A 13,764-nucleotide genomic window follows, 5' to 3' on the forward strand; every position below is an offset into this window, starting at 1 on the left:
TAAGTTATGTTACCGGATAACCGCGATAGGACAATCTTGAATTCGGGTAGTATATGCAGGTGATAACATTTCACGTTTCATCTGCCATTCTTGATTAACTCCTTGCCCGATAAACGCAATTTTACTTTTACCGGATTGATTAATTTTGTCGATAGCCGCCATCAATGATTCACTGTTAATGTACGGTTTGCTCTCATCAAATAGACCCAATTGCGCGATACCCTGATTTGAAAAATCTCCCAACATAATACCTGCTTTCAGGTAATGGTGACCGGGTCGCCAAATTGCCGCTAGGCATTTGAGAGCTGCGGCAATAATATCCCTTGAATCCAAGGTCGGAAAGTTGAGGCGAGTGCTGGCGAGGTTACTGTAATAGACCTCGTTACGGGCAAAAGGGCTGGTTTTGATAAAGGTTGATACATGGCAACAGTATTGGTGCTCCTTGCGTAGCTTTTCTGCTGCTTTCTCGGCATAGCTACAAACGGCTTCATGCATACTTTGATATTCTGTAATGCGTTTACTAAATGAGCGCGAACAGATTATTTGTTGTTTTGTAGGTGCGAACTCAGCCACCGCCAGACAAGCTTCTCCGCGCAATTCTCGCACTGTCCGTTCCAGTACGACGCTAAAGTTTTTGCGAATAAGCGCGGGGCTGGCCTCTGATAATTGAAGGGCGGTGGTTATCCCCATCACTGCCAGCTTTTTTGCGGTACGCTGGCCCACGCCCCATACCTGTGCCGCTGGCATCAGCGCCAGCAATTTGCGTTGACGTATGGGATTGGACAAATCGACTACACCGCCCGTTTTATGCCATAACTTAGCAGCATGGTTTGCCAGCTTGGCGAGAGTCTTGCTTGGGGCGATGCCTACACCGACATTTAGGCCAGTCAATTTGCGTACTTTATCACGCACGCCCTGACCAAACTCTTCTAGTGTAATGCAATGCTGTACACCATTAAGATTGAGAAATGCCTCATCGATTGAGTAAATTTCAATCCCTGGGGCCAGTTGTTCAAGAATAGTCATGACCCGCGCAGACATATCACTGTAGAGTGCGTAATTACTGCTAAACGCGACAACACGATGCTGATGGATAACTTGCTGTATCTTGAAATAGGGTGCCCCCATTGGAATACCCACGACCTTAGCCTCCCGGCTACGGGCAATCACGCAGCCATCGTTATTGGATAACACCACCACAGGGCGACCATACAAATCAGGCCTGAATACCGTTTCACAACTGGCATAAAATGAGTTCACGTCAACGAGAGCAAACATTATCGTAACTTATTGATGCTAAATACAATGACGCCAAAGATAACCCACTCTTCATCCCCTTCACATAATATGAGTGGGGGAGTGGCTGCATTCAGCGCCTCAAGGCGGGGAACCGGTCGTAAATAAAGCCGCTTAATATTGAACTCACCCCCGATGGTTGCAACGACAATATCGCCGTGCTGTGCCTGCAAACTGCGATCTATCACCAGCAGTGCGCCGTTGTTAATACCTGCATCACTCAGGGCGTCACCCTTGGCGGTCATGAAAAAGGTGGCGGCTGGGTGCTCAATGCAGTGTTCATTAAGGTCGATTCTCTTTTCAATATAGTCCTGTGCAGCATTGCCGAATGCACCCATAAAGCCTCCAAATGCGTTATCTAAGGGGAGAGCGTGATAACAAAAAACGACTGATTTACAAAATAACTGGTTATGCATACAGTATATGCGGCGAGGTGTGGACAGAAAAGCCCTGAAGAGATATTTTTATTCAGTATATTGATTTATAAGAAGAGAAAGTTATCTATCAGGATGGAATAGATGAAACGTAGCGCTACCTGGCTGAATGGCGGCTGAGAGGATGTCGATATCGTTTAATTATAATTAATAGCTAAATAATTACTTTTGTAGGTAGGTACTGCTCATTAATTCCTCTATTGTTATTCTCTTCATCACCTCCGTCGCCAGTTAAGAATATGACTAGTCACGTTATATCATCGTGTTGGCAGCGGCGCTGGCTATTGTCATATAACAAGGGATAAAGAATGAAATTAGAAACATTATCTATTCATGCAGGTTATTCACCGGACCCCACCACCAAAGCCGTTGCGGTACCTATTTACCAGACTTCCTCCTTTGCTTTTGACGATACCCAGCATGGCGCTGATCTGTTTGATTTAAAAGTCGCCGGCAATATTTACTCGCGCATCATGAACCCCACCAATGATGTACTGGAGAAACGGGTTGCCGCTCTCGAAGGGGGGATTGCCGCTCTGGCCGTGGCTTCCGGTATGGCGGCGATTACTTATGCTATCCAAACCATTGCCGAAGTGGGGGATAATATTGTGTCGGTGGCCAAGTTGTACGGCGGGACTTACAATCTGCTGGCGCATACGTTACCGCGTTATGGGATAGAAACCCGTTTTGCCGATCATGATGATATCGCCGCATTGGAAGCCTTAATCGATGACCGAACTAAAGCAGTTTTCTGTGAATCAATTGGTAATCCTGCTGGGAATATTGTTGATTTGAAAAAATTGGCTGATGCGGCTCATCGCCATGGTGTGCCATTGATTGTCGATAATACCGTCGCAACACCAATCTTGTGTCGACCATTTGAACACGGTGCGGATATTGTGGTTCATTCATTGACCAAATATATCGGCGGTCATGGTTCCAGTATTGGCGGTATCGTGGTGGATTCGGGTAAGTTCCCTTGGACGCAATACCCTAAGCGTTTTGCTCAATTAAATACCCCTGATCCGTCATATCATGGCGTGACCTATACCGAGCAATTCGGCGCGGCTGCCTATATTGGCCGTTGCCGGGTGGTGCCATTGCGCAATACTGGCGCTGCGTTATCGCCGTTCAATGCTTTCCTGATTTTGCAGGGGCTGGAAACATTGGCTTTGCGTATGGAGCGTCATACTGAAAATGCGCTGAAAGTCGCGCACTATTTGCAAAACCATCCACAAGTCAGTTGGGTTAAATACGCAGGCTTACCTGATCATCCTGAGCATGAACTGGCCCAGCGCTATTTAGGTGGCAAACCAGCCTCAATATTGTCATTTGGTATTCATGGCGGCCAGGAGGCGGGCGGGCGTTTTATAGATGCGCTGAATTTGATCGTGCGCTTAGTGAATATTGGTGATGCCAAATCACTGGCTTGCCACCCAGCGTCAACCACCCACCGTCAGCTTAACGATGAAGAGCTGATCAAGGCGGGCGTACCACGGGATATGGTGCGTCTATCGATTGGTATTGAGCATATTGATGACATTCTCAATGATCTTGCTCAGGCACTGGATGCTGCCAAGTCTTAGTCCGGCATTATTATAAGTTCTAATGGAGAACGGCCGGTAACTTAAGGGGAACCGGCCGAGAATATTTGAATAGATTTAACGTGTCGCTAGCGTTGCAGCAATGACATCTGCATAAGGCGTTGTCGGTCGGCCAATCAGTTTGCTCAATGTATGACTGTCATCAAACAGCCCCCCTTTAGCTGCGCCAGCATCAGAATCTGCTAATAGGCTGGCGAAAACATCAGGTAAACCGGCATCGAGCAATGCTTGCTTGAAATCGGCTTCAGACAAATCGTGGTACACCACAGCTTTACCTGACTGGCGGGCAATTTCTGCCGAGAATTCAGCCAGTGTATAGATATCGTCACCGGCTAATTCGTAAACTTTACCCGCCTGGTTTCCCTGCGTTAGCACCACAGCGGCCGCTTCGGCATAGTCTTCACGTGCGGCAGAGGCGATACGCCCCTCAGCTACTGCGCCGATAAATGCGCCGTGTGCCAGGGCTGGCGCGATACTTGCTGCATAGTTCTCGGTATACCAGCCGTTACGCAATAACACCACGGGCAGACCTGATTCACGTAATAGTGCTTCGGTGGCCCGGTGTTCTTCGCCTAACCCCAGTGGGCTTTTATCCGCATGTAACAAACTGGTATATGCCAACAATTTAACACCTGCACGCTTGGCCGCCGCGATCACGGCGCTATGTTGGGCAATACGCTGACCCACTTCACTCGATGAAATTAACAGTAGTTTATCAACACCTTGAAAGGCGGTATCCAGCGTGGCTGGCTGGCTATAGTCAGCTTTGCGGATTTGAACACCTAACGCCGCCAGCTCGTGGGCTTTGTCCGGGGTACGTACCGCAGCAATAATCTCACTGGCTGGCACTTTTTTAAGTAATGCATTGATAACAAGGCGGCCCAATTGGCCTGTGGCACCGGTTACTGCGATCATAATGACACTCCAGATTTGATGTTATGAGAAAGATGACAGACAGTTGGCAAAGAATAAAACCGCATAATTGGCCAGAAAGTTGCCCTTAAGTTCATCATATGCAATATACTAACTTTACGTAAGTACACACCAAAAGGTTAGTATGAAAATAATAGAGCCGCAAAATTTGAGTCACACTGTTTCGTTTCCCGAACAAGTTCGGCGGGGTGAATTACTCAATGCTGATTGTCCCTCAAGAGAAGTGCTCAAGCGCGTAACCAGCCGTTGGGGGGTGTTAGCCTTGATTGCGTTAAGCAATGAGACTCTGCGTTTCAGTGCGTTGCGCAGAAAGATTGGCGGTGTTAGTGAAAAGATGCTGGCACAAACTCTGCAACACCTTGAAGAAGATGGTTTTGTTGAGCGTATTGCTTATCCGGTAGTACCACCTCATGTGGAATATAAATTAACGCCGTTGGGGAAAGAGATTCAGGAGCAGGTGGAAGGGCTGACTGTATGGCTTGAGGCCAATCTGCACCGTATTATGGCGCAACGACAACAGCGGGCAGAATTAACTACCAATACGTTGTAACAGCAGCCATGGCATCAACCATAGCTGCTGTTAGGATTTATCGCATAAAAGCATCACAGAGTTTTCAACGCTTCCACCGACTCGATAGCCATGGAGGCGATAAACTCGGTCACGCTATAATCGGCAACCGCATTAAACGGATCTTCGGCCAATATCTTATCCAGCTCTTCACGGGCAATACTTTTGGCCAAAATAATGCCACCGGTACGCGGCACTTTACGGCCTGATGCGATAAAAACACCTTGTGTATAGTACTTTTTCAACCACTCTTTATGACTTTCAGTGAGTGCTTCGACCACATCGATAGGTTGATGGTAAGTCAGACTGACAACAAACATGCGAAACTCCTTCAGGGCGAATGTCTAATTAAGATAACGCCTTGGCTGATGGCTGGCATCTTTAAAATGCATAATTATTAATTTTTATCTTAAGTTTTGGCCTTCATAGATAAATTTGGCATATCCAAAGCCATAATCGTTATTTCACCTTTGCGCGCGGCAGCATCTACCCTTAAAGCATCAGTTTCATCCCGCTAGATAAATAACGCAGAGGTAGCAATGGCTAAGATTACAGCATGGTTTATCGGGCTTCCCCTGTGGTGGCCAGCGCATTCAGCCGCGAGCGATACCGTCCCGCATCAAGCGGATGGTGCGCATCTATTAGAAACCATCAATGCTATTGGTGGGTTGTATGGTATTGAGTTTATCCATCACGATGGTGCTTAAACCGCACGGTGACTGCACTAGATGGCGGGCAGAAAATAAAATCATCTGCCCGGATAAACATATTTAACGGTAAGCGGCTAAAGCAGCTCGCATCCCCACACGTTTAATTGTTTGCAACTGTTCAGTAATGCTATTGGTGAGCTGCGGGATGTGATTGAGGTCTTGCCCCCAATGGGTGGCGTCGGCTAATACCAATCGCACTAATCCCTCCATCGGCAGTGAACCGGCGTCAACGTCGTGCCACATAGAGGCGAAACAATTTAGCCAGTGGGCATCATCCTGTAATGCAAAACATTCATCGTCACGTTTTCCTCGATAAAACATCAGTAAGGCGGCAAAGGCAAAGGTGAGTCGTGGCGGTAACTGCCCGTTATTTTGCTGGCTGGAGAGCAACTGAGGCAAAATACGGGTACGGAATTTGGTCATGCTATTGAGGGCAATAGACAGCAGTTGGTGCTGAATAAACGGGTTACGAAAACGGCTCAACACGGCTTGAGCAAAGGTTTGTAGCTCATCCGCGGGTAAATCCAAGACTGGAATAATCTCTTCGCTGATCAGTTGTGCGACGAATTGACTGATTTGCGTGTCGGCCATGGCCTCGCCGACCGTATTTAAACCCGCCAGAAATGCGACCGGCACCAATGCGGTATGAGCACCATTGAGAATTGCCACTTTGCGTTCTTTATAGGGCTTAATATCATCGACGATTCGAATGTTTAGTGGGTATTGATTCAGACGTAGTTCCTGCGCTAATGATTGCGGTCCTTGGATCACCAACAGGTAAAAGTGTTCTGCGGTATCGAGGAATGCATCGTGATAACCCAGGTGGTTTTCCAGGGCGACAGCTTCATCACGGGGATAGCCGGTCACGATACGATCGACCAATGTAGAGCAAAACGTATTGTGCTGTAATAACCATTGACTGAAACCTTCGCCTAAATTCCAGCACTGCGCATAGCGTAGGACTAACTCCAGCAATGCTTCGCCGTTATAATCGATCAACTCACATGGCAATAGCACCCACCCCTTATCGGCTGCCCCGGAAAAATGTTGAAAGCGCTCAAACATGAGCCGCGTTAATTTCGCAGGATAACTGGCGGGAGGCGTATCACTAAACTTATCATCTTCCAGATAACTTATCCCAGCCTCCGTAGTATTGGAGAACACCCAGCGAATATCTTCATTACGGGCGAGGGCGAGGTAGCTGTCAAAGTCCTGATAAATATTGATTTCGCGGTTAACCGAGCGAATGATGCGTGCATCACTGACTTTCTCACCTTGTTCGTTTAAACCGCGAATAATTGTGGTGTATAAGCCATCCTGAGTATTAAGTGATGGGGGGAAATCACTGTTAATCGGGCGGACCACTACGACACCGGCATTAAGGTCGGTATGTTCATTTAGTCGGTCCAATTGCCAATCGACAAAGGCGCGCAGGAAGTTTCCTTCACCAAATTGAATCACTTTATCTGGGTGAGTACGGCCAGGAAAGTTTTCGCGGTTTAACGTTAGCATGGTGTTATATCCTTAAAATGAGTGAGATCAGAATTGAATAACGCCTTTGATAAGATCTTTATTCTTCACGACCTGCTGTTCATAAATATCTGCCAATGTATTGAATTCAAAACGATGTGTCAGGATCATGTCCGCCGATAATTTGCCAGCGGCCATTAATTTCCCCACTTTGTCAAAATCCTCAAAGGTGGCATTTCTGCTGCCCATCATGGTGGTCTCTTTCTTATGGAAGTCAGGATCAGGGAAACTGAGATCACCTTTGAATAAGCCCACAAATACAATGCTGCCCCCGTGACGGATAAAGTTGAGGGTGTTATTCATTGCTCGTTGGTTACCTGTGGCATCAATAACTTTTAGTGGCAACATGCCAGCAAATTGCTGGCGTAAATTTTGCTCAAATCCGGCATCACTGGGATCTAATGTCCGGATATCCAACAGGTTTTCTACATGTTCACGGCGTTGTGCACTGGTGTCGGCCATCACTACATAGGCACCATCGGCTTGCGCAATGGCGGCCACACCCAAGCCAATTGGGCCAGCACCGACCACCAAAACATGCTCATCAGGATGAACATCGGCACGGCGCACGGCATGGGCGCTGATGGCAAAAGGTTCAATCAATGCAGCCGAGACGGGATCTACATCGTCGACCACCAATAAATTACTGACTGGGACGGATAAATACTCACTGAAACCCCCGTCTTGATGGACGCCAATAACAGAAATGTTTTCGCAGCAATTGGTTTTACCACTGAGACAGGAATTACAGTGCTGGCAAGCAACATAAGGAATAACGGCAACGCGTTGCCCGGCATGCATATTATTGACGTTATCCCCTAGCGCTATTATTTCGCCACAAATTTCATGACCCAATACTCGGGGATAACTAAAGAACGGTTGATTACCTGCCCAGGCATGTATATCTGTGCCACAAATACCAACATTTAAAACCTTTATTAAGGCTTCATTAATTCTCGGTAACGGTTGAGTTCGTTTTTGATAAATAAGTTTGGTTGGTTCAAGGCAAACTAAAGTATTCATCGTGGTCATGACTATTCCTCCAAAAGGTGAGGTTTGATATTCATTAAAAATCACAACCAGGTTTAAATCGAATGTGATATTTGTGAGGGATGACGAATTATTCTGTTTTAAATTGGTTTTAAATGAATAAAAAACAGCTAAGGATAATCATGAGCAGAACACAAAATCTTCGTCACAATGTCATCAATCAGATGATCGACGCTATTGCCAAAGGGCATATTACATCACCACTTCCTTCTCAAGCTTCCCTGGCGGAAATGTACAGTATCAGCCGGACAACTGTGCGTAATACCCTGAGTCATTTAGATCACTGTGGCGTGTTGGAGAAGGTCGGCGACTACTACATTATTGTCAGAACACCCCAATCAGAGGACGGTTTTGATTGTATCAGTCAGTCACCAGACGCTCAGGCCGACGTATTTGAACGTGCTTTTTTTCAGATGATTAATCAACGTCAGCTTCGTGCCGGAGATTCATTTTCAGAGTTACAACTTGCTCGTGCCGCCAATGTCAGCGCCGTGGTGGTTCGTGAGTTCTTACTGCGTTTTTGTCGTTATGACCTCATTGTTAATATCCGCCGTGGTCAGTGGAGCATGAAAAAATTTGATCAAAACTATGCTGAAAAATTATTTGAGTTACGTGAAATGTTGGAAACGCATGCGCTAAATCGCTTTTTAAATCTTGCACATAGTGATGAACGTTGGCTGCAAGCCAAAGAGCTATTGGCTCGCCATCGGCAATTGCGGGATACCATTGGCAGCAGCTATCGCATGTTTTCACAGTTAGATCGTGATTTTCATACCCTGATACTTTCTGCCGCTAATAACCCATTTTTTAATCAATCTCTGGAGATTATTTCAGTTATTTTCCACTTCCATTATCAATGGGATGAGAGCGATTTAAAGCAGCGCAATATCGTGGCGATAGAAGAGCATATGGCGATTTTAAGTGCGTTAATCTTTCGCAATGATTTGGATGCGGTGCGCGAGTTACGGCGTCATCTGGATACCGCTAAGCAATCAATGATTCGCTCGATCACGCAATACAGCGAATGATTAACCACCTAGAGAGTATTGCTGAAAGCGCATACTAAGATAAAAAACTGGATAAAAAACCGCATAAAAAACCATTAAGGACAGATAAAATCCAGCAAACTATTAATCATCTCACGTATTCATCACAAAGATATGCTGTATATAGAATGCCCACACTAATCTGAATTTCAGTTAACTTTTCTCTCTATAGTTGACGCTGTAATAAGTCTTTTTTCTTGAGATTTTTATTTCCTAATAGATTCATATCGGACAGGTTTTTTATGAATCGCAATGTGAATATATTATAAAGTTCAGGAGCTGGGCGTGGAAAAAAATAATGTCGTGATAAATAATGATGCGGGTGTATTAAACCCAACATCAGATGAAACCCCCAAGGCTATACTACATACAGAGCGTTCTAGTCGTATTAAAAGAATTCAAACCGTATCGATGGTTTTATTATTCTTGGCCGCAGTCATTAACTTTCTTGACCGTAGTTCTTTATCTGTAGCGAATTTAACCATTCGTGAAGAGCTAGGGCTAAGTGCCACGGAGATTGGTTTTCTGCTTTCCGCATTTTCTCTGGCATACGGTATTGCTCAACTGCCGTGTGGCCCGTTGTTAGACCGTAAAGGCCCGCGCATTATGTTAGGGCTAGGCATGTTTGTATGGTCATTCTTTCAGGCGCTATCCGGGGCTGTTCATACCTTTACGCAATTTATTCTGGTACGTATTGGGTTAGGTATCGGTGAGGCACCCATGAATCCTTGCGGTGTGAAGGTGATAAATGACTGGTTCAATATTAAAGAACGTGGCCTGCCTATGGGGATATTTAATTCTGCGTCGACAATCGGTTTAGCCATCAGTCCACCTATTCTGGCCGCCATGATGATGGTTATCGGTTGGCGTGGGATGTTTATTACCATTGGTCTTTTGGGGATCGTACTTTCTATCGGTTGGTATCTGCTTTACCGTAATCGTGACAGTATCAATTTAACCGAAGCAGAACAAAAATATCTTGATGCAGGCAGTGTTAATGTAAGTCGTAAGCCTATGAATTTTAAAGAATGGCGTGGCTTATTCCGTAATCGCACTATGTGGGGCATGATGCTGGGCTTCAGTGGCGTCAATTATACTGCATGGCTCTATCTGGCATGGCTGCCGGGCTATTTGCAGACAACGTATCATTTAAATCTTGCTAGCACTGGCATGTTTGCTTCTATACCCTTTATTTTCGGCGCGGCAGGCATGTTATGTAATGGATTCGTTACCGATTTTCTGGTCCGCCAGGGTATGGCTCCTTTAAAAAGCCGCAAAATATGCATTGCGGTCGGTATGTTGCTGTCAGCGGCATTTACCTCTGTCGTCGTCCGTGCTGACACTACCGGGAGTGCGGTTATATTAATAGGCATGGCACTGTTCTGTATTCACTTCGCTGGGACATCATGCTGGGGGCTTATACATGTCGCGGTCTCTTCTCGTATGACTGCATCGGTTGGCAGCATACAGAATTTTGCCAGTTTCATATTTGCATCATTTGCACCGGTGATAACGGGTTGGATAGTTGATACCACTCACTCATTTAGCCTGGCATTAACCATCTGTTCTTGCGTTACTGTCCTCGGGGCTCTGTCTTACATATTCATTGTACGTGAACCCATTTTAGATACCGCAAAATAAAATGAGCAAGGCCGATCAGAACTCTCGATGAGATAACGATCGGCCTTTCTTGGTTATCTTTGTGGCTGGCAATGATGGCGGCGCTTAAACCAGGATTGCATCATGCCTGGGCGTGAGAACATCACTAAATTACCCAATAGGATGAGCAGTAAACCAATAATGGCATTCAGGTGCCAGTGATAGCCTTCATAGAAGGTTGATATGGTTAGGGCCACCAGCGGAAATAACAAGGTACTATAAGCCGCACCACTGGCTCCGATTCGTCCAATCAAGCTGAAATAGGCGGCAAATGCAATCACGGAACCGAAGATAGCCAGATACAACAATGAGCCAAGGTAACGTGGCGTGAGTTCGAGAGTAAAAGAGTGTTGTTGAATCATACTGAAAAGTCCCATCACTGCCGCACCATAAGTCATGGCATAAGCATTGGTTGACAGAATATCCAATCCCTTGCGTTGGTGGCGGCTACTGATCATATTACCCAGAGAAAAACCATAGGTACCCAGCAAACTTAAGCCAATACCTTTAAGTAATTCCGGGGCTATTTGTGTGGCGGTCAGATCTTGCCAGAACAAAGCAACAATACCTATCATGCCGAGGATACTGGCTGGCAGCAGGTTAGGGCTAAGGCGTTGGCGAAAGAAAAGCATGCCATTGATGGCATTAAACAGTACCGCCATTGAGAAAATAACCGATTCCAGGCCGCTACTGATATAAGCCGCAGCATGATAAAAACAGTAAAAATTAAAAGCAAAGACACAAACCCCTTGTGCCAGACAAAAAAGGTGGTCACGCACCGTGAGCTGGTGCAGTCGGCGGGCGAGCAGTAAAACGAGCATCATGACACCGGCCGCCAGCACAAACCGATAAAAAATGGACACAGTAATAGCAACATCACCTTGCTGTTGTAGGGTAATGGCAATCCAGGTCGTTCCCCAGATCAGTACAACTAACAAATATAGCAGCGCGTTCATCGTTATTTCTCATCACAGCTAGAAAACAGCAGTATCCGGTATAGGAAGGAGAGGCGCTTTCAGCTGCTTGCTTTAAATTGCAAAATCTTGCGCATTTTTACGATAAATCGCTGGAAAATATAGTCTGCCGTCTGGCAAGCCATTAAACTGGTTGCATCCGCGTACCCAAAGGAAGTCAGCGCAATGTTGGAACGGTATCAAGCCTTTGAAACCCTAAAAGAACACAAAGCGCGCTTGCATGATTGTGTGCAACTCGGCTCGGGTATTCAATTGGCAGCCTGGTCTAACCGTGATGACTGTATTACACAAGAAAGCCCTGATCACCACACCTTGAGCCTGTATGTTGCAGATGGCTATGAGTGCTATCACAAAACGCGCGCTGGCTGGAAAAATGGCGGTGGACCGGATCGTTTTTGTATTATGCCAAAGGGCAGCTTATCCAGTTGGGATGTGCGGGATGACCTGTCATTTGTACATTTGTATTGCACCGATAAGCATCTGCGCCAGCTAGCTGAACAAATTTGGGAGCGCAGCCCCCAGTCAATTCAGGTTGATGAACGAATTTTCGCAGAAGATCCGCAAATAACGTTGTTATATCGCCAATTTTTACTGAATTGTAACTGGCAAGAACAGGCCAATCATTTAGCCCTCAGTAGTGCTGCTACCTTGTTGATGACCCATTTATTAAAAAATTACACCCAGTTGCAGTGGGCGATCCCCGTAATTCGCGGTGGGTTGTCTCCGGCAGTGTTAAAACGGGTGAAAGAGTATATTGACGAACATCTTTCACAGCCGTTGCTGTTGTCAGATCTTGCTGAACAGGCAGGGTTGAGTGAGTTCCATTTCGCACGGATGTTTAAGCAGAGCACTGGGCTGTCACCACATCAATTTGTGTTGAAAGCGCGGTTATCTCGCGCAGACCAGCTATTAAGACATAGCATGATGCCGCTTATTCACATTGCCCTGGAGTGTGGTTTCAGCTCTGCCAGCCACTTCAGTAACTGTTTTAAAGTGGCCTATGGCCTAACGCCCTCGACTATTCGGCAACGCTAATCACAGCACGCTATAAGGGGCAACTTAGGTCACCTTCAGCACAATCAAGGAATGACTGTAGTTCTGCCGAGCGAGCTTCAGTTTTGTGGGTCAAACAAGCCGAGATAATCATAGGATGCACTGAACCGCCTTCGGTGGCTGAGGATTGGAAGGTACAATCTGCGTCACGGTATTTTATCCAGGTAAGTTGCGCACTCTTTAATAATGCTCTTTGGGCTACTGGGGTTTTGGCCAAAACTTGTTTATAAATACGGTTTAGTTCGGTATCGGCTTTCTTATAATCTAAATTTGCGCACTGGTTTATATCCAGTTGTGTCAGTGCGTTCTGGCAGTCAAGTGCCAATGCTTGGTCGACGGGTAATGCCAGTAGCGATATCAATATGATCTTCTTTAACATGATTATTTTTCCCAAATAATAGTCAAAAGATAATGTTAGCCCCACATTGAATAATGTGAGGCTCAGAATTATATTACATTGGTTTCTTAGGTGCCCACTCAATCTCTTTTTTCATCTCAGTAATTTTTTTGTTCGGTGATTTTTTACAAACATCAATCACTTTTGGTGTGTAGACCTGGTCTATTTCCTGGAAATCTACGCTATCGCCTTTTTTATACTGGATATCCCGGTTTAGGATCCAGAAAGCGACGGGGGTCATACTTTTCGGATTAAGATCAAGGAATTCTTTGCAGGTCATTTCTGTTGGGGTGGTGGGTGATGATGCTGCGAATACTGTGTTAACGGTTACGAGCATGAGTGTCACAATGACACTCTTAAGCAGTGATTTATAGAACATGACTATTTCCTTATCTATATATTAAATTTCAACTGATATTATTGTTACATGGATGAGAGTTATATCTCGTTATTTAGCATGAGCTATAAAGGTATATCTTGCCAGCGCCAAGCTTAAATTATCGGGATGAG

At 45.7% G+C, this 13,764-nt stretch carries 15 protein-coding genes; 6 read left to right on the forward strand and 9 right to left on the reverse strand.

Translation table 11 applies throughout. The features are described 5' to 3' along the window. Window positions 1–9: 9 nt before the first annotated feature. Window positions 10–1,278, reverse strand: a complete 1,269-nt coding sequence (umuC, locus tag V1953_RS08440) for a translesion error-prone DNA polymerase V subunit UmuC (RefSeq protein ID WP_083158560.1) — start codon at window positions 1,276–1,278, stop codon at window positions 10–12. Next, a complete protein-coding gene (umuD, locus tag V1953_RS08445; RefSeq protein WP_032905840.1) occupies window positions 1,278–1,634 on the reverse strand; it encodes a translesion error-prone DNA polymerase V autoproteolytic subunit in 357 nt (118 codons plus the stop codon). Before umuD ends, umuC begins: the two co-directional genes overlap by 1 nt. A gap of 404 nt (window positions 1,635–2,038) precedes the next feature. On the opposite strand from umuD, the gene V1953_RS08450 reads away from it, so the two are divergent. After that, window positions 2,039–3,316 carry a bifunctional O-acetylhomoserine aminocarboxypropyltransferase/cysteine synthase gene (locus V1953_RS08450; protein WP_372569277.1) on the forward strand — a complete coding sequence of 426 codons (1,278 nt, stop codon included), beginning with the start codon at window positions 2,039–2,041 and terminating at the stop codon, window positions 3,314–3,316. Window positions 3,317–3,391: 75 nt separating this feature from the next. On the opposite strand, the gene V1953_RS08455 is transcribed toward V1953_RS08450, so the two are convergent. Then, window positions 3,392–4,249 (reverse strand): SDR family oxidoreductase, encoded by an 858-nt coding sequence (locus tag V1953_RS08455; protein ID WP_372569276.1) that lies wholly within the window; start codon window positions 4,247–4,249, stop codon window positions 3,392–3,394. Window positions 4,250–4,391: 142 nt separating this feature from the next. Between V1953_RS08455 and V1953_RS08460 the strand changes: the two genes are divergently transcribed. Beyond that, window positions 4,392–4,817: a winged helix-turn-helix transcriptional regulator gene (locus tag V1953_RS08460; RefSeq protein ID WP_083158563.1), complete on the forward strand. Its 426-nt coding sequence runs from the start codon at window positions 4,392–4,394 to the stop codon at window positions 4,815–4,817. A 53-nt stretch (window positions 4,818–4,870) separates the two neighbouring features. Here V1953_RS08460 and V1953_RS08465 read toward each other — a convergent pair whose 3' ends face one another. Then, on the reverse strand, window positions 4,871–5,155 hold the full coding sequence (locus V1953_RS08465) for a YciI family protein (RefSeq protein ID WP_083158564.1): 285 nt from the start codon (window positions 5,153–5,155) through the stop codon (window positions 4,871–4,873). Between the two features lie 219 nt (window positions 5,156–5,374). Here V1953_RS08465 and V1953_RS08470 point away from each other — a divergent pair, with 219 nt between their 5' ends. Further along, window positions 5,375–5,542 (forward strand): hypothetical protein, encoded by a 168-nt coding sequence (locus V1953_RS08470; RefSeq protein WP_193784642.1) that lies wholly within the window; start codon window positions 5,375–5,377, stop codon window positions 5,540–5,542. 63 nt (window positions 5,543–5,605) lie between these two features. On the opposite strand, the gene V1953_RS08475 is transcribed toward V1953_RS08470, so the two are convergent. Continuing rightward, a complete protein-coding gene (locus V1953_RS08475) occupies window positions 5,606–7,057 on the reverse strand; it encodes a tagaturonate reductase (RefSeq protein ID WP_083158565.1) in 1,452 nt (483 codons plus the stop codon). 27 nt (window positions 7,058–7,084) lie between these two features. Continuing rightward, window positions 7,085–8,107: a zinc-binding alcohol dehydrogenase family protein gene (locus V1953_RS08480; RefSeq protein ID WP_083158566.1), complete on the reverse strand. Its 1,023-nt coding sequence runs from the start codon at window positions 8,105–8,107 to the stop codon at window positions 7,085–7,087. 140 nt (window positions 8,108–8,247) lie between these two features. Between V1953_RS08480 and V1953_RS08485 the strand changes: the two genes are divergently transcribed. Together V1953_RS08485 and V1953_RS08490 are read left to right on the forward strand one after the other, a co-directional pair. Continuing rightward, window positions 8,248–9,153: a GntR family transcriptional regulator gene (locus tag V1953_RS08485; RefSeq protein ID WP_083158567.1), complete on the forward strand. Its 906-nt coding sequence runs from the start codon at window positions 8,248–8,250 to the stop codon at window positions 9,151–9,153. Between the two features lie 429 nt (window positions 9,154–9,582). Then, window positions 9,583–10,812, forward strand: a complete 1,230-nt coding sequence (locus V1953_RS08490; RefSeq protein ID WP_372569887.1) for an MFS transporter — start codon at window positions 9,583–9,585, stop codon at window positions 10,810–10,812. Window positions 10,813–10,865: 53 nt separating this feature from the next. Here V1953_RS08490 and V1953_RS08495 read toward each other — a convergent pair whose 3' ends face one another. Beyond that, the gene (locus V1953_RS08495; protein WP_083158568.1) at window positions 10,866–11,786 is read right to left on the reverse strand and encodes a DMT family transporter; all 921 of its coding nucleotides are present in this window, start codon (window positions 11,784–11,786) and stop codon (window positions 10,866–10,868) included. Between the two features lie 183 nt (window positions 11,787–11,969). Here V1953_RS08495 and V1953_RS08500 point away from each other — a divergent pair, with 183 nt between their 5' ends. Next, complete coding sequence (locus tag V1953_RS08500) at window positions 11,970–12,839, forward strand: helix-turn-helix domain-containing protein (protein ID WP_372569272.1); 870 nt, start codon at window positions 11,970–11,972, stop codon at window positions 12,837–12,839. Between the two features lie 10 nt (window positions 12,840–12,849). On the opposite strand, the gene V1953_RS08505 is transcribed toward V1953_RS08500, so the two are convergent. Both V1953_RS08505 and hdeB read right to left on the reverse strand, forming a co-directional pair. Further along, window positions 12,850–13,236: a lysozyme inhibitor LprI family protein gene (locus V1953_RS08505; protein WP_372569271.1), complete on the reverse strand. Its 387-nt coding sequence runs from the start codon at window positions 13,234–13,236 to the stop codon at window positions 12,850–12,852. 73 nt (window positions 13,237–13,309) lie between these two features. After that, window positions 13,310–13,633: an acid-activated periplasmic chaperone HdeB gene (gene hdeB / locus V1953_RS08510; protein WP_372569270.1), complete on the reverse strand. Its 324-nt coding sequence runs from the start codon at window positions 13,631–13,633 to the stop codon at window positions 13,310–13,312. Window positions 13,634–13,764 lie beyond the last annotated feature (131 nt).

This window comes from Yersinia sp. 2541 StPb PI (assembly GCF_052217145.1).
Classification (GTDB): domain Bacteria; phylum Pseudomonadota; class Gammaproteobacteria; order Enterobacterales; family Enterobacteriaceae; genus Yersinia; species Yersinia enterocolitica_E.